Origin of the sequence: Microcystis sp. M20BS1, assembly GCF_020245305.1 — a bacterium.
Classification (GTDB): Bacteria; Cyanobacteriota; Cyanobacteriia; order Cyanobacteriales; family Microcystaceae; genus Microcystis; species Microcystis ichthyoblabe_A.
On record NZ_JADBUZ010000148.1, the window covers coordinates 14627 to 31829 of the forward strand.

General features: G+C 40.4%; 15 protein-coding genes. 9 read left to right on the top strand and 6 right to left on the bottom strand.

The window, feature by feature from the left end; genetic code table 11:
• From IM507_RS15055 to IM507_RS15065, 3 genes are all read right to left on the bottom strand, one after another.
• A complete protein-coding gene (locus tag IM507_RS15055; protein WP_016517129.1) occupies positions 1 to 927 on the bottom strand; it encodes a UDP-glucuronic acid decarboxylase family protein in 927 nt (308 codons plus the stop codon).
• A 176-nt stretch (positions 928 to 1103) separates the two neighbouring features.
• Entirely contained in the window at positions 1104 to 1532 is a 429-nt protein-coding gene (locus tag IM507_RS15060; RefSeq protein ID WP_002735186.1) for a type II toxin-antitoxin system VapC family toxin, read from the bottom strand.
• Entirely contained in the window at positions 1529 to 1765 is a 237-nt protein-coding gene (locus IM507_RS15065; protein ID WP_123230468.1) for a hypothetical protein, read from the bottom strand. Before IM507_RS15065 ends, IM507_RS15060 begins: the two co-directional genes overlap by 4 nt.
• Positions 1766 to 2102: 337 nt before the next feature.
• Between IM507_RS15065 and polA the strand changes: the two genes are divergently transcribed.
• From polA to IM507_RS15085, 4 genes are all read left to right on the top strand, one after another.
• Positions 2103 to 4973, top strand: coding sequence for a DNA polymerase I (polA, locus tag IM507_RS15070; RefSeq protein WP_123230469.1), 2871 nt, complete (start codon positions 2103 to 2105; stop codon positions 4971 to 4973).
• A 4-nt stretch (positions 4974 to 4977) separates the two neighbouring features.
• Positions 4978 to 5223, top strand: coding sequence for a hypothetical protein (locus IM507_RS15075; RefSeq protein ID WP_002736270.1), 246 nt, complete (start codon positions 4978 to 4980; stop codon positions 5221 to 5223).
• Positions 5224 to 5259: 36 nt separating this feature from the next.
• Positions 5260 to 5508: a heavy-metal-associated domain-containing protein gene (locus IM507_RS15080; RefSeq protein ID WP_002759990.1), complete on the top strand. Its 249-nt coding sequence runs from the start codon at positions 5260 to 5262 to the stop codon at positions 5506 to 5508.
• Positions 5509 to 5713: 205 nt separating this feature from the next.
• Complete coding sequence (locus IM507_RS15085) at positions 5714 to 5857, top strand: MerR family transcriptional regulator (protein WP_228009614.1); 144 nt, start codon at positions 5714 to 5716, stop codon at positions 5855 to 5857.
• Here IM507_RS15085 and IM507_RS15090 read toward each other — a convergent pair.
• Positions 5852 to 6562 (bottom strand): hypothetical protein, encoded by a 711-nt coding sequence (locus IM507_RS15090; RefSeq protein ID WP_123230470.1) that lies wholly within the window; start codon positions 6560 to 6562, stop codon positions 5852 to 5854. The genes IM507_RS15085 and IM507_RS15090 overlap by 6 nt on opposite strands.
• A gap of 4 nt (positions 6563 to 6566) precedes the next feature.
• Positions 6567 to 9866, bottom strand: coding sequence for an HsdM family class I SAM-dependent methyltransferase (locus IM507_RS15095; RefSeq protein WP_259679033.1), 3300 nt, complete (start codon positions 9864 to 9866; stop codon positions 6567 to 6569).
• 364 nt (positions 9867 to 10230) lie between these two features.
• Here IM507_RS15095 and petC point away from each other — a divergent pair, with 364 nt between their 5' ends.
• The 4 genes from petC to IM507_RS15115 all read left to right on the top strand — a co-directional run bounded on the left by petC (position 10231) and on the right by IM507_RS15115 (position 14814).
• Positions 10231 to 10770 carry a cytochrome b6-f complex iron-sulfur subunit gene (gene petC / locus IM507_RS15100; RefSeq protein ID WP_002737937.1) on the top strand — a complete coding sequence of 180 codons (540 nt, stop codon included), beginning with the start codon at positions 10231 to 10233 and terminating at the stop codon, positions 10768 to 10770.
• Positions 10771 to 10813: 43 nt separating this feature from the next.
• Positions 10814 to 11800, top strand: a complete 987-nt coding sequence (gene petA, locus IM507_RS15105; RefSeq protein ID WP_002759982.1) for a cytochrome f — start codon at positions 10814 to 10816, stop codon at positions 11798 to 11800.
• A 133-nt stretch (positions 11801 to 11933) separates the two neighbouring features.
• Positions 11934 to 12995 (top strand): mannose-1-phosphate guanylyltransferase, encoded by a 1062-nt coding sequence (locus IM507_RS15110; protein ID WP_287637277.1) that lies wholly within the window; start codon positions 11934 to 11936, stop codon positions 12993 to 12995.
• Between the two features lie 169 nt (positions 12996 to 13164).
• The gene (locus IM507_RS15115; protein WP_287637278.1) at positions 13165 to 14814 is read left to right on the top strand and encodes an ABC1 kinase family protein; all 1650 of its coding nucleotides are present in this window, start codon (positions 13165 to 13167) and stop codon (positions 14812 to 14814) included.
• A 12-nt stretch (positions 14815 to 14826) separates the two neighbouring features.
• Here IM507_RS15115 and IM507_RS15120 read toward each other — a convergent pair whose 3' ends face one another.
• Positions 14827 to 15234: a hypothetical protein gene (locus IM507_RS15120; protein ID WP_002737139.1), complete on the bottom strand. Its 408-nt coding sequence runs from the start codon at positions 15232 to 15234 to the stop codon at positions 14827 to 14829.
• Positions 15235 to 15414: 180 nt separating this feature from the next.
• On the opposite strand from IM507_RS15120, the gene argJ reads away from it, so the two are divergent.
• Positions 15415 to 16656, top strand: a complete 1242-nt coding sequence (argJ, locus tag IM507_RS15125; protein WP_002804195.1) for a bifunctional ornithine acetyltransferase/N-acetylglutamate synthase — start codon at positions 15415 to 15417, stop codon at positions 16654 to 16656.
• The last annotated feature ends 547 nt before the right edge of the window (positions 16657 to 17203 follow it).

Here is a 17203-nt window from a genome sequence, read left to right on the forward strand (position 1 = left end):
TTAGCTTAGACGAGAACGGAAATCCTCGATCGTCATTTTTAAACCCTGACTTAGAGGAATAGTGGGACTCCAATCCAGATAGGTTTTAGCACGAGTGATATCCGGTTGTCGTTGCTTGGGATCATCTTCCGGTAGTGGTTTATAGACTAATTCGGCCTCGGGATTAATCATGCCTTGGATCACTTGCGCTAATTCCAGAATTGTGTATTCGTCGGGATTGCCGAGATTAACTGGCCCGATAAAGTCCCCATTCATCAAACGCATTAACCCTTCCACTAGGTCAGAAACATAGCAAAAACTGCGGGTTTGGGAACCTTGACCATAAACCGTCAGGGGTTCACCGCGCAAAGCTTGCACGACGAAATTACTCACCACTCGTCCATCGTTTTCCAACATTCGCGGGCCGTAGGTGTTGAAAATCCGGGCCACCCGGATATCGACTTTATGCTCCCGATAATACTCGAAAGCGAGGGTTTCCGCTACCCGTTTACCCTCGTCATAACAGGAACGCGGCCCAATGCAGTTGACGTTGCCTCGATATTCTTCCGTTTGGGGATGCACATCGGGATCGCCATAGACTTCTGAGGTAGAAGCGAGCAAAAATCGCGCTTTTACCCTTTTAGCTAGGCCCAGCATATACAGAGTCCCTAAAACATTGGTTTTAATCGTTTTTACTGGGTTATATTGATAGTGGATTGGGGAAGCAGGACAGGCCAGGTGATAGATCTGATCAACTTCTAGACGGATCGGCTCGGTGATATCGTGACGAATTAGCTCAAAATAAGGATTTCCTAGCCATTTAACGATGTTTCGGCGCACCCCCGTGTAGAAGTTATCCAGACAGATCACTTCATGACCCTGTTCCATCAAGCGATCGATTAGATGGGAACCTATAAAACCCGCACCGCCTGTAACTAGGATTCTCATGTAATTGACAAGTAAACATATAAAATTATTCTTAAAATACCCTTACGCTGGCTTTTTGGCAAATATTTTTTTTGACGGGGTGTTATCAGCGATCGCCGATGCTAGGCTAATGGCTGAATAATGGCTGGGTAATCCTTAAAAAATGTAACAATTTTCGTAGTCATCCCTACAGAGTTCTATATTGTCCAATCTTGTAGGCGTAAATTAGGGATTTGAGAGAAATCACGATAATTGCGTGTTACTAAAATACTGTTTTCTGATAAACTAATCGCTGCAATTCTTAAATCTTGTGTTCCTATACGAATTTTTTGCTCCCGTAATTCTCTGAAATGATAATGAGCTTCTAAAGTATAGTTCAAAATTTTAAATTTGCTCAGATAATTAACTATATCTCTCAAACCTTGATAGCCTTTGATTAACTTTTCATATTGATTGCTTTGAGAGTATTTTCTGATCACGCTGAACCATCCTCTTACTTGTTCTTCTAAAGTAATAATTGTTATAGCCGTATCATCAGGATTGATAGACGCTACTCTCCGAACTAAGTTCGGATGTAGTTTTTGCAGTAGGGTTATATGATCGGTATCTAATATATATTGAGTCACGGTGTTTCAACTTGTTGACTGTCTTCTTGGTCAACTTTTTGACGATAGGTTTCCATACTCTCTATGACTTCATCTAAGAGGGGATTATAGGTTAGTGTAACTGGTATATTGAGCAGTGGATGCTCTTGTTGTTGTTTTTTCTGCGCTAATTTTTCAAATAATTGGTTTTGTTCTTCTAAAGAAAGTTGATCGATAGATTCTATAATCTGGCTAAGAGAAAGATGAGGAGTCATAAATTACAAGCCTTTTTGACTAGATATTGATGCTAGTGTAGCATAATTCCCTTCGCTAACAGCTTTAAAACAGAACCTACAGTAATCCGCATTTTTCTGATAGTTCCCTAGTGGTACAAACAGGATGCCTGTAAATGACATTGATGCAATTGGTAGCAGAGGCATCCGCCGCCTGTAAAGAGATAGAAAGATTTAAGGTTAGAACAAGGCCAGCATCTGTTATACTCTAATACAGAAGAAACTCCCTTGTCAAATTTGGCCAAATTCGGGCAAAATAGGGGATGTAAATTTTATACACTATTTAGTATTATTTTGATAGGACTAAAGAGGCTAGATTATGATCAGTGCCGAGCAAAATAAGCTATTTATCCTGATTGATGGGCATTCTTTGGCTTTTCGTGCCTATTATGCCTTTGCTAAGTCTCGTTCTGGTCCTCTGCGTACTTCTACTGGCATTCCCACCAGTGTTTGCTTTGGGTTTTTAAATTCTCTGCTGCAGTTACTAGAAACTCAAAAACCTGCTTATTTAGCGGTCGCTTTTGATTTAGCAGCTCCTTCTTTTCGCCACGAAGCTGATGTCAATTATAAGGCTAATCGGCAAGAAACTCCCGAAGAATTTCGCCCCGATTTAACTAATCTGCAAAGTCTCTTGGCAGCGATGAATATTCCTATTGTGACTTCCCCTGGTTATGAAGCAGATGATGTTTTAGGAACTTTGGCAAAACAGGCCGGCGATAATGGTTATACAGTCAAGATTTTAACAGGCGATCGAGATTTATTCCAATTGGTAGATGAGGAGAAAAAAACCACGATTCTCTATCTGGATATTAATGCGGTCAAAAGTACATCGGGACAGGGTTATACAGAATTTAATTCCCAAGCTGTCACGGAAAAGTTAGGGGTGACACCAAAACAGGTAGTAGATTTTAAAGCTCTTTGCGGTGACAAGTCTGATAATATCCCCGGGGTGCGCGGAATTGGCGAAAAAACAGCGATAGATTTATTAAAAAAATACGATAACTTAGACGATATATATACCAATCTGGAATCGATCAAGGGAATGGTAAAAACTAAATTATTAGAGGGAAAACCCGCCGCCGAAAGTTCTCGCTATTTAGCCAAAATTGCCCTTGATGCACCCGTTAGTCTCGAAGAGGATAAATTTCGTCTCCGAGGTTTTGATCGGCGTTTAGTTAAACCTTTATTGGAAAGATTAGAATTAAAGAAAATTCTCCAGAAACTCGATCAAATTCAACAGCATCTAGGTGGCACTCCTACCCTAGAATTAACTAGCGATGCTGATTCTAATCAATTGTCTCTGTTTGATTTACCCCCTATTTCTCCACCAGTTCTAATTGCTCCGGAAATTATTGATACTATTCCTAAGTTAGATGCTTTACTGGCCAAATTAACAACTTTCACTAATCCACATTTTCCTGTCGCTTGGGATACCGAAACCACAGATTTAAATCCTCGTGTAGCCAAATTGGTCGGGATCGGTTGCTGTTGGGGAAAAGAATTAAATTCTATGGCCTATATTCCCATCGGCCACCAGAGCGGTGATAATTTAAATCTAGAGATAGTCCTCGAAAAATTACGCCCAATTTTAGCCAGTGATAATTATCCGAAAGTCTTCCAGAATGCGAAATTTGATATTGATGTTTTTTATCATCAAGGAATTACCGTTAAAGGTCTAGTTTTTGATACTATGGTGGCTAGTTATGTCCTCCATCCCGAACTAACTCATAATCTCGAAGATTTATGCGATCGCTATTTGGACGGTATCAGTTCCCTTAGTTATAAAAGTCTCGGTATTCCTACGGGAAAAACTATCGCTGATTTAGATATTACCACCACTGCTAACTACTGCGGATTAGATGCCTACGCTACCTATTTACTTCGAGAAAAATTACAGGCAGAATTAACTAAAATTCCCCCTTTATATCAATTATTCTCAGAGGTAGAATCTCCCTTAGTCATGGTGCTGTGGCAGATGGAAAATTATGGTATAAAAATTAATATTAACTATCTAAAAAACTTGTCCCAGCAACTAGAAAGAGACTTGGCAGACATAGAAAAAAATGCCTACGAATCTATCGGAGAAACTTTTAATCTTGGCTCTCCTAAACAGTTAAGTGAAATCCTTTTTGATCGATTAGCACTCAACCGCAAAAAATCCAGAAAAACTAAAACAGGTTACTCCACCGATCAAAGTGTTTTAGAGAAACTACAAGGAGATCATCCCTTAGTTGATTATATCCTTGAACATCGCACCTTATCTAAATTAAAATCCACCTATGTGGATGCTTTACCGAAATTAGCCGAACCAAAAACCGCACGAGTACATACAGATTTTAATCAAACCATCACCAGCACCGGACGCTTATCATCCTCCAATCCTAACCTACAAAATATCCCTATTCGCAGTGAATTTTCCAGACGAATTCGTCAAGCTTTTATCCCCGAAGATGGTTACTTATTAGTATCAGCGGACTACTCACAAATCGAGTTAAGAATTCTCGCTCATCTCAGTCAAGAACCAGTTTTATTAGAAGCGTATCGTAGTAATCAAGATGTTCATAAAGTCACCGCTCAATTGCTCTTTGATAAAGGGGAAATTACCCCCGAAGAACGCAGTTTAGGAAAAACAATTAACTTCGGAGTTATTTATGGCATGGGAGCGCAAAAATTCGCCCGTGAATCGAAATTAACCGTAGAACAGGGCAGAAAATTTATTGAAAAATATCATCAACGTTATGCCCAAGTATTTGAGTATTTAGAGAATAGCAAAAAACAAGCAATTGCTCAGGGATATGTGGAAACAATTTTGGGCAGAAGACGTTATTTTAACTTCGATAATCCTCTCTTAAAAAGACTGCGAGGACTGTCCTTACATGACATCGATTTAGATAGCCTCAAACTCAACAACGAGGAAGCACAATTATTAAGATCGGCCGCTAATGCGCCCATTCAGGGTTCCAGTGCTGATATTATTAAAGTAGCGATGGTAAAATTGGCCGAGGTACTGCAAAATTATCGAGCGAGATTACTGCTGCAAGTCCATGATGAATTAGTCTTGGAAGTACCGAGGGAAGAATGGCCATCCCTAGAGTCAAAAATCAAGACGACTATGGAAGAAGCTGTCTCCTTGACGATCCCTCTCTTAGTAGAAATTAAAGCTGGTGACAATTGGATGGAAACCAAATAAAACTATGATCGAAAACAGACAATTTTTAACCCCAGAAGAATCGGCAGATGTGGACGCTGCCCTCTTAACTTCTCCAGAAAAATTCCTGACTCGTTTAACGATTTCTTCCCTACGCTTATTAAAAATAATCGCCGAGGATACGGGAGTAACCCTAGAAGAGCTAACCCATAAACAGGTCATTCAATGGCTAGAAAAAGATAGTAAACTGCGTCGGGAACAGGGGATCGAAGCGGCAGTGCTGAAATGGTAAATAAACTCTTAAAAAATCAGCTACCCCTGACAATTTATGCTAGTTTTTAGCTATAAAGTTACTGGAGTTACAACAATGACAATTACCCTAAAAGTGCCTAGTATTGCCTGTGAAGGTTGCGCTAATACCATTACTAAAGCGATTAATAATCAGCAACCAGCAGCCCAAATATCGGTGGATGTAGCCAATAAAATCGTCACCGTAGAAACCACCGCATCCCCCGCAGAAATTGCCCAATGGATCAGCGAAGTCGGCCATACTGTTGAGTCTAGCAGTGAGGGTTGACATTCTCCCCCGTTAAAAATAAACCTCTCTGGTAAAAATCCAGGGTAGTTCTATTTTTGTGTTGCTCAGATTAGTTTGACTCCCAAGCTTTCTAGTTGTTGGTTTATCCAAGCGGTTGCCGTTTCTTCATCGGTTTCTATCGCTTTTTCTACTCCTATTTTAGCAATTTCTAAGAGTTGACTTAAAAGGGAGATTGATGATTTTAATGAATCCGAATCAGTTAGAATTAGCAGTTTATGATGCTGAGGATGCGTTTTTAAGGGTCAATCGCCTAGGTTTCTCCTTAGTTCGGTTTTGGGGTGATGAGATTCATGAGCGTTTAATGGAGAATTTGAATAAATTTTTATGATGAGGTATCGTCATTGTTATCAGTTTTTTTACTTCGTAAATCTACCCATAGATGTCTTAAATTAAATGGACTAGGTGGCACATCAGGACGTTCTAGTTGATGGTCAAGACGACTCACATCATTTTGCCATCCTTCCAGCGATAAAGTTAACTCTATAATGGTTAGTTGTGAACAATGCTTATTAACTTCATTTAAAATTTCTCTTAATTCCATATTTTGAATATAACCAATCATTGCTCCCGAACTGACGGATTTTCCATAACCCCATTCAACTAATATAAATCTGTTAATCCCATTTAGAATATAATTTTTGTTAAGTATCCATTGGGAACTTGATGGAGAACCGAGTCTTTTAGCCTCTAAAGTGTAAAATTTATCCATTCTTTCAGGATTTGTTTCGTTAGTATCACAGATTCCCCATTGAAAATCAGGTCGTTTATATTCTCGTTTAGCTCGAATGCTATCATCAGCATCAGGTTGATTATTGGCTTCATACATACAAGGCCATTCTATTCCTTGATTAGAAATAGTTAATTGTTGGTTGGCATAACGGACAAAAAAGCATAGTTTTCGATTAAGTTCATCTTCACTTTGGGGTAATTCTTGGTTCTTTTGAAGCATTTCTAAAGCAAGCCTAAAAATAGCTAAAACTCTCTTTTCATGATTACCCCATATATCTTTTTTTAATAAACTTGGTTTTGTCATAAGTTTAGATCCTTTCTTGAGATTCTTGTAAGTTAATAATTTGAAGCATTGTTGCCTCCGCATCCTCACGCGCCATGCTACGAGTCCAGAATCTTCGTTCATTACGCTTAATAATAATGATTTCTGTATCAGAAACCGAACGAACTAAACCATCAAGATAAATTTGATGGCTATTATAGGGAACTAATAAACCGTTTTCTTGTCTTGCTAATTGATCAATAATTTCTATCCATTGTTTTTGCTCTGATTGGGAGAGAGGTTGAGGTTTTTCTCCATACTCTTGTGTAGAGAAAATAACGGCTAACATAGGATTTTCTAACCCCTGAAATTGAGGACGAATAATCTGCCAACTGAATTCACCATCAGGTTCTAATTCTCGATTCCAAATATCTAAAAAGGCTTGTAAATAACCTTCTAATCCTTTTTGAGTTTGACGGTTTTTATTAATATCGTTGAGAAGTCCTTGATTTTGTTGAGGATAGCTTTCAACAGGTTTTACTGCTTTACTGTTGATATGATTATAGTAAAACTCTATCCCTACATCACACATATCACGAATGAGATCCCGTTCAGCAATGGTGAGATCATAGACATCAAATATTGCCTCATCTAATTGATATTCTAATTCAGTGAGTTGTGCTTCTATTTTTTCTGGAGTTTTTCCTTCAGGATGTTCAATACTATACTTTATAGGATTACAATTCTGTAATTGCTCAACAATATCGATAACTTTTTCCCGAATACCTTGATCCTTTGGAAAAATAATCGGCAAACTTAAATATTCATCCTTATAAATTCCATCATGCCATATTCCCCATTTGCTAGAAGTCAGAAAAAAGTAATAACGAGATAATGAAGACCATAAAGTTCCTAATACAATTTTATATTTCCATTCTTCAGCATCATGTAACTTGATACAATTTACTGAATTTGTAAAACTGAAGTTTTCTGATTCCAATCGAGCAATAATTTCTCCTTTTTTTCTAGATACCTGACTAATACCATGTTTAATAAGTAACCGAATACCTTGATATAAAGTTGGTTTTCTTGGTCGAGTTACTTGTTTAGGTGGTCTTTGAAACCAAGAAGGAGAAATTAAACCATATCTTTCAAATTTATCTGTGGGAAGTAATCTCGGTAACTGGCAATCTTTTTGATCTTTTCTCCCTTCTGAAAACCCTTGACCACTATTGTTAGGATCATGTAATTCTTTTAATGCTGGAGCTAAAGTTATACCTTGAATTAAACCAGCATCTTGATGATTTCCCCAATAATAAATTTTCCATAAAGAATCATTATAAAATAGTTCACTTTGTCTGATACCACGACGATCCATAACACTCAAAATAACAGCTTGCACATTTTTAATCATAGCTGTTTTTTTAGCAGACCAATAAGTGACAACTTGATCTTTTAAGGTTAACTCTGTCTGATTGACTTTCTGAAAAATAATTGAAGCAAAAGGAGAAATTGAGGCACTAGATTGGTTTTTATTACCAGATTTAAAGAAAATATCACGAACATGAGCAAAATTGACAACTTCTTTTAATAAGACACTGTTTAACCATTTTTGTCTAAATTCTTTGCTTTTATCATGGGTCTTAAAGAAAATACCTGTTGATACCACTAATGCTGACCATCCATTATCTTTTAAAAAATCAAATACTCTCCAGATAAACGCTTGAGAACGTTCTTTATCTCCGACTGGATAATCACGTTCTTGACACCATTGTAAAGCGATATTTAAGTCTTTTGTGCCTTTTTTATCCTTCGTTTGAGGAGATCCCCAAGGAGGATTACCGACAACAACATCAGCACATTGACTACTAAAATTTCTAGATAATATCACATCCTCTGAGTTAGAAAATTCTTGAAAAGCATTATCGCAGACTAAATTATTAAAGTGATTATCCTCAGATAACCCATTCGGTTGATAAATTAAAAAGGGTAATTTTTCACCTCGTTTAATTTGTGATAAAATGTTTCGAGGCTCTTGATAATTTAATAAAGCAAGATATAGACTAAATGCAGTAATTCTGATAGCTTCTGAATTAATTTCTATGCCAGCTATCTGATTTTTTAAGATTTCTCTTAACTCTTGCCAACTTAATCGCTGTCGCTGATTTTGATAGACTCGATGTCTCACAATTCTCCGAAATGCTTCCACTAAAAAGATTCCTGAACCACAACAAGGATCAAGAATACGGGGATGAGTTGTCAAACAATCTGACGTTAAAACTTTAGACAAGACAAATTCCACTAATGAACTCGGTGTATAATGCGTCCCATTATCAATATTTTCTGTATTTGACTCATGATAAAATTCTTCATAAATACTACTAATTAAAGAAATAGGAATTATATCAAATTTATAAGCCCAGAAAAATAATTTTTTTTGTTGATCAATATTTCCCTGTAAAAATTCTTGTAAGAGAGATAAATGCCGTTGCTCAACAGATTCCGCTTCTTGTTCATCAGAAGGGAACATATCTCCGTTAAAATCTTGACTCAACTGATTAAATAAAGCATAGGTAAAACTTTTATCACTTAATATTTTGATATAATGTTGTTTAGCTTCAGTTTCCATATTTAACTGATCGTCAGGAGCATTAAGTAAGGCTTTCCATGTTGCATTGTTTTGTGCTATTGCTTCAAAATACTCTTGAGTTAAAATTCCTCTATCTTCCAAATAGCAAATAAAAATTGATCTACCAATTAAAGCATGAGCATATTTACGTTTATTTTCGCTTAATCCTCCACTAATTAAGGCTAAACGAACTGTTTTTAAATCTTTGATCAGTGATTGATCAGCACGTTGATTAGATGTTTCAAAACGCTCATCCTCAAAAAGCTTCCCTGATTCGATTTGTTCCCGTCTGTATTGATAAAGTTTTGAAGTTACTTCAAGTATGTTTTGGGCAACTTCTAACGGTCTATTATTTTTCTTCCAATCTTCTATACTTCTAGCAGGTGGTTTGGTTAGATCGTAAATAGCTAGTTCACCTTCTTTCGCTAAAAATAGGTAACTTGGTCTAGCCATACACCATATTTTATTAAAGATTTGCCGTACTTTTTCATCTTCTTGAGTATCGCATTTAGCAAAAATAATCACAGGATTATTATTAACAAAAAAAACTTTTTCTGCTTCAACTTGCTTGGCTAATTCTAACCAATCTCCTTTTTCTATCCACTCTTCTAAAGTTATTTCTGACAATGACACTTTTGAACTCACTAAGTCGCCTTGACTAAAATCGAGTTCATTATAAGCAGATTCTAACAATTCATAAGCAGAATTAGCTGTCATCATCTTGAGTAAATCACTGGTAATAGTTGATTGTGTTGGTTAGAGTCACATAACCTAATCTTTGGTTTTTTTGAACTATTTTTAATAGTATGACTGATAGGAAGCGTAACTGTCAAGTAAACAGACAAGCCGCCATTATGTCAATTTTTTAATAATTTGCCTCTAGCACTGAAAGCGAGCAAACAGCGATCGCATTTGACGCAGCTTTGCTGTGGCAATTGTCCGTGACTCAATATCTGTAATAATCTAATACAGCCCTTGTAAACCTTCTTTAAGCTCTGGGTTTTCGTCTTGATCGAGATGCACAAAATCGCCCTTAGATGAGAATTAGTTTACAAAAATTTACATTTGGAGATAAGGAGCAATGAGTCAAGTTTCCGGTACAGATGTTCCCGATTTGGGGCGTCGTCAATTTATGAACCTGTTGACCTTTGGTACAATTACCGGAGTAGCAGCGGGGGCTTTGTATCCGATTGTTAAGTATTTTATTCCCCCCTCGGCCGGTGGTACGGGTGGCGGTGTCACCGCTAAAGATGCCCTAGGCAATGATGTGATTGTCAGTCAATTTCTGGGAAGCCATAACCCTGGCGATCGCACCTTAGCCCAAGGTTTAAAAGGCGACCCCACCTATTTAGTCGTCCAAGAGGACAAAACCCTGGCCAACTACGGAATTAACGCCGTCTGTACCCACTTAGGTTGTGTGGTGCCATGGAATGCCAGCGAAGAAAAATTCATGTGTCCTTGCCACGGTTCCCAGTACAATGCCGAAGGAAAAGTAGTTCGCGGTCCAGCGCCTCTATCCTTAGCCCTCGCCCATGCCAACGTCACCGATAATGATAAAGTCGTCTTCTCCACTTGGACGGAAACCGACTTCCGCACCGGCGAAGAACCCTGGTGGTCCTAGATTATTCAATGTGACGAGATTTGGAATTATTCGACCTATAGAGATGAGAACATTCAACTTTTTAAGCTTCCCGCAAGTCCACAGACAGGCCCTAGTGAAAGCCGTCCTCGTGGCGATCGCTACCGTTTCCCTACTCCTAACCAGCGATGTCATTAACCCCCAATCTGCCCAAGCATATCCTTTTTGGGCGCAACAAACCGCCCCGGAAACCCCCAGAGAAGCAACAGGTCGGATTGTCTGCGCGAACTGCCATTTAGCCCAAAAACCCGCCGAAATTGAAATCCCCCACTCGGTATTACCCGATAGCGTCTTTGAGGCAGTGGTAAAAATCCCCTACGATCCCGCCAGTCAACAGGTGTTAGGCGACGGATCCAAGGGGGGTTTAAACGTCGGTGCAGTCTTAATGCTACCAGATGGTTTTAAAATCGCGCCCCCCGATCGCATTCCCGAAGAAATGCAGGAAAAACTCGGTGGAGTCTATTTCCAATCCTACAAAGAAGGTCAAGATAACGTGGTTATCGTCGGCCCCTTACCCGGTGATCAATACAAAGAAATCGTTTTCCCCGTCCTGGCCCCCGATCCTAGCCAAAATAAAGGTATTCACTTCGGTAAATATGCTGTGCATTTAGGGGCCAATCGTGGTCGCGGTCAAGTGTACCCCACCGGTGAACCTAGCAATAATAACGCCTTCAAAGCTTCTACCGCAGGTACAATTAGCCAGATCAGCAAAACCGAAGCCGGTGGTTATGAAGTCACCATCACTTCCGAAGCTGGCCCCGTGGTGGAAAATATTCCCGCAGGTCCTGAGTTAATCGTCTCGGAAGGTCAAGTGATCGAAGTGGGACAATTTTTAACCAGTAACCCCAATGTTGGCGGTTTTGGTCAAAAAGAGACGGAAGTTGTCCTGCAAAATCCCGGCCGGATCAAAGGATTGGTTTTATTCCTCGGTGGTATTATGCTCTGCCAAATCCTCTTAGTTATTAAGAAAAAACAAGTGGAAACAGTACAAGCGGCCGAAATGAATTTCTAATCGCAATATTTCGGTTATTTTTGCTAGAAAGCGGGTTATTTGCCCGCTTTTTAGCTTTGAGTCAGGAAAATGCTCACCCCTCGCTGCCGTCTGATACAATCGGTTCAGCTTAACCGATAAGTGTCAATTTTTTATGAATCAGTCGCTTGTTCCAGTCATTCTCGCCGGGGGTAAAGGGGAACGTTTTTGGCCTCTCAGTCGTCTAGCGCGTCCGAAACAGTTTCTCTGTCTTGATGGTAGTGGTCGCAGTCTTTTACAAGCAACGGCCGATCGTCTATTATCTTTAGGGGCAGGTTGGGAAAATCTCTGGGTAATTACCGCTAGTGCGATCGCTGATGGTGTCCGCGAACAACTGCCCGATTTACCGGAGAGTAACCTATTAGTGGAACCGGTGGGCAAGGATACGGCCCCAGCTGTGACTTGGGCTACTTTAGAAGTGATAAAACGTTATGGTAAAGAAGTGGCGATCGGTTTTTTTCCTGCCGATCATTATATTGGTAATCAAGAGGCTTATATTAACACTTTAAAAGCGGCCGTAGAAGTGGCCGTCAGCCAAAAAGCGATCGTTACTTTAGGAATTAAACCCGATTATCCCTCCACCGGTTACGGTTATATCGAACAGGGAGAAAATCAAGGCGAATTTAATGGTTTACCCGTCTATAAAGTGAGTCGTTTTACGGAAAAACCCGATCGCACCACGGCCGAAAAATTCCTAGAAACGGGACTTTTTAGCTGGAATAGCGGAATGTTTATCTTTCAGGGACAAGTAGTTTTAGAGGAGCTAAAAACCCACGCTAATAATATTTTACAGCCTCTGATCGATCGGGGCATCGCTGCCTATGAGGATTTAGAGAAAAAAAGTATCGATTATGCTTTGATGGAAAAAACCCAACTCGCTTACGTTTTACCCGCTAATTTCGGTTGGGATGATCTGGGAGATTGGAATGCTCTGGAAAGATTACTGGAAGCAAAGGGCAAAAATATTGAACTGGCCAATCATGTCGGTTTGGATACGGAGGGGGCTATTATCTATGCTAGTGATGAGGAAGAAGTGATCGTTACTATTGGTTTAAAAGATCTGGTAATTGTTCGCGACGGTAAAGCGACTCTCGTTGTCCACAAAGATCGTACCCAAGATATTAAACAAGTTCTCAAGCAATTACAAACCGATCCCAAATTGGAGAAATTGTTATAGGATTGGTATTAGTTACCAGCTTTTTCAGTAATCAGTGATCAGTAAACAGTAATCATTGAAAAGACAGTAGGAAACTTTTATTTAATACTGCTCACTTAAAACTCAAATCTGATCACTGGTAACTTACCCACTGATAACTGATAACTGATCACTGATAACTGATAATACCGTGTTCTCACTCCCCCAAACCAGTCAAAGACAAAAAGAAATCCTTGAGATAGTTCTCGGCAACGGTTGGGACTATATGCGCGGGGTTTTAACCCTAGGAAAAACAGAAAATCCCCAGATTCCCACCCCAGAAGTTCTCAAAAAAATCCTCGTGGAATTGGGGCCTTTTTATGTCAAATTGGGACAGTTACTTAGTACCCGTCCCGATCTGCTACCCGCTAATTATATCGAGGCTTTAACTGCCCTACAAGCGCAAGTTCCTCCCGTTGCTTGGACAGATATAGAAATAGTCATCACCGAACAGTTAGCAAAACCGATCAAACAGGTATTTAAGTATATTAATCCCCAACCGATCGCCGCAGGATCGATCGGGCAAATTCATCGGGCAACTTTATTATCTGGGGAGGAAGTAGCGATTAAAGTCTTGCGTCCGGGGATCGAAAAAATTGTCGCCCAAGATAGTGCCTTAATTAAGGGAATTGCTGATTTAGTTGCCCTCACAGAATTTGGTCAAAGTTATGACGTTGTTGACTTAGCAGAGGAGTTTATTAAAGCAGTTAATGCGGAATTAGATTTCACCCAAGAAGGTCATTATACTGACCAATTACGCTATAATTTAACCCAGAGTCGGTGGTCAGAACCCAAACAGTTAGTTATTCCTAAAATTTATTGGCACTTAACTAATTCCAAGCTATTAGTGTTAGAATGGTTAGAAGGAAAACAAATTTTAGAGGCTGATGTTTCTAGACCGCCAACTGAGCAAGCAATTTCCCAAAGAAAAAGCGAAATAACTAGAATTTTGTTTCGGTCATTTTTTCAACAAATTTATATTGATGGCTTCTTTCATGCCGATCCTCACCCGGGTAATATCTTCTATCTTGACGATGGTAGAGTAGCTTTAATTGACTGTGGTATGGTGGGCAGATTAGACCCGCAAACTCAACAAATTTTAACAGAATTGTTATTAGCAATTGTTGACTTAGATGCGAAAAGATGCAGTCAACTAACTATTAAACTGTCCGAGTCAGTAGTCCCGATTACTTTAGTACAATTAGAGGTAGATTATGAGCGGATGTTGCGAAAATATTATAACCTCAATTTAAATCAAATTAACTTTAGTGAGGTGGTTTATGAACTTTTGCAAATTGCCCGTCGCAATAGAATTAAACTCCCGGGTAATTTAGGTTTATTCGCCAAAAGTCTCGCTAATCTAGAAGGAACTGCCCGAAAATTTAATCCTGATATTAATATCCTGGAAGAAGTCAAACCGCTATTAACTAATATTCTTGAACAACAGTTAATCGGTAGCACTCCCCTACAAACTGCCCTAAGAACAGTTTTAGACTTGAAATCTTTTTCCCTGAAATCTCCCCGTCAAATCGAAGTTTTACTAGATAGTTTAACCTCAGAAACTTTAAATGTTAATCTGAAAATTCGTGAATTAGATAATCTCCGTCGCAGTTTAGATAATTCCGCCAATCGACTAGCTTTTAGTGTGATTATTGGTTCCTTAATTATCGGGGCTGCTATTGTTACGGCCAGCACCCAATCTCGGCAATTAACTATTATTAGTACCGTATTATTTGCTACAGCTAGTTTTATCGGTTTATGGTTAGTTATCGGTATCCTGCGATCGGGGAGATTGCGCTAGAAATTATCGCCATTAAATTAAGATTTGTTGTTGTAAAAATTTCGCCCACCGACTAGCCAATTCAACTTCAGTAAAAGGAATTTTTTCAGGCGATCGCTCATTAAAGATAAATTCTAGAAAAGGGGAACCCTGCGGGGGAAGAGCATCTAAATCCACCACTTGATTATTAACTAGCAGACGGATTTCTTTGACCTCCTCTAGGGAAAAAGTTTGTAAATTGATCACTCCCTTACGAGTTGGTTTTCCCCAAGTGATAATTTTATCTTTTTGACCTAAGACAGAATATATATCATACTTAGCTCGATCGAAGTTTTCCGCCCATTCTCGATAGATTTCCACTTTTTGGTATTCATTCCAACCACTCCAAGCCAACCAAATAAACAGAATTAATAAAGGTGTCCACAATAAACCGCGTTCCATAAACTATCGCCCCAAAATCCTGGTCAATTAATCGTATTTTAGGCTAATTTGCAGCCAGTAATTATCAGCCGTCGGCCTTTTTTCCCCACTTCCCAACCCGAAACGGTCAAACCCTTTGCTAATTTTTGGCTTTTTACTTGCTATAATCGAGTGTCGAATTTGAGTAGGAGACGGGAGAAAATGGCCGATTGGCAGGAAATAGAGGGGGGGATCACGGCCCCAAAAGGATTTAAATCCGCAGGGATGGCCGCGGGCTTAAAACCGTCCGGTTTGCCCGATTTAGCCCTAATTGTCTCGGAAACAGAAGCGATCGCCGCCGGAGTCTTTACCACCAGTCAAGTGCGGGCCGCTTGCGTCGATTATTGCCGTCAACGCCTCCAAACTAAAGCCAGCGCCAGGGCGATTTTGTGTAATGCCGGCCAAGCAAACGCCGCCACGGGGGAAGCTGGATGGCAAGATGCCCTCGATAGTGCCGCCGCCTTGAGCCAAGTTTTAGGGATTCCCGCCGATGCAATTTTGCTGGCTTCTACAGGAGTGATCGGGCAACGGATTCGCATGGATGCGTTAACCGCCGCTTTACCGACCTTAGCAGGTTTATTGTCGGAAAATGGTGGCGAAAGCACGGCCCGGGCGATTATGACCACGGATCTAGTCCCCAAATCGATCGCCTTGCAAACCACCATCGATGGTCGTCCGGTCACAATTGGGGGAATTGCCAAGGGATCGGGGATGATTCACCCGAATATGGCGACGATGCTCTCCTTTATTACCTGTGATGCCGCAGTATCGACGGTTCTCTGGCAAAATATGTTAAGTCGGGCGGCTAATAAAAGTTTTAATCAGATTACGGTGGATGGGGACACCAGTACCAATGACAGTCTGATCGCCTTGGCTAATGGTCAATCGCGCACCACGGCGATCACAGAAATGGGCCGGGATGCCCAAAAGTTAGAGGCCATGTTAACGGAAGTTTGTCAATACCTGGCCAAAGCGATCGCCCGGGATGGGGAAGGAGCCACCTGTTTAATAGAAGTGCGGGTTTCGGGGGCGGCCGATGATCAGTCCGCTCGTCAGATTGCTCGCACCATTGCCGGTTCTTCCTTAGTAAAATCGGCGGTTTTCGGTCGGGATCCCAACTGGGGACGAATTGCGGCGGCCGCGGGCCGGGCCGGGGTTGTCTTCCATCAAGAAGACCTACAAATCAAGTTAGGCGACTTCGTGATGATGGAAAATGGTCAACCGCTGGCGTTCGATCGAGCTAGTGCCAGTAATTACCTGAAAGCGGCAGCAAGCGGGGATTATTTACGAGAAGATACCGTTTTAATGTCTATCTGTATCGGTAACGGTTCGGGAACAGGTACGGCCTGGGGTTGCGATCTTAGTTACGATTACGTCAAAATTAACGCCGAGTACACCACTTAGGGTTTGCTGAAAAAGCTTTTCCTAGGGGCAGGGTGTGGGGTGTGGGGTGTGGGGTGTGGGGTGTGGGGTTTTACCTATTTTCAGGTGGTCAGTTACCTAATTTTCAGGGAAAAAGTCCAGGGATTTTCCCCCCGATCCCCGCAACGGCTGGCACTTTTTGAGGGAAAAAAAGTCTAAAAGTCTGATCCAACAAGGTTTTTAGATTTATTCAGCAAGCCCTACTTAAAGCGATCGATTCTCTAAACAGGCTCTCTTGTCCTTGCTGGATTGTAGCCCAACAGCTTGATCAAAGGTTGACGTTAGGCTCTAGTCTATACTGGCAATCTCGATGATCGATCCTGTTGATTACACAGCATCCGAGAGAGCCGATTACCCGATTAACAGATAAACTTTAATGGTTGGATTGTAAGTAGCTGGTTATAATTAAATTAAAAATGGATTTTAGGTTCGATCCCCCCTGCCCCCCTTGATAAGGGGGGTGCCGATCCCCCCTTAGTCCCCCCTTTAATCCCCCCTTAATAAGGGGGGCATCTGACAACTTTTAACG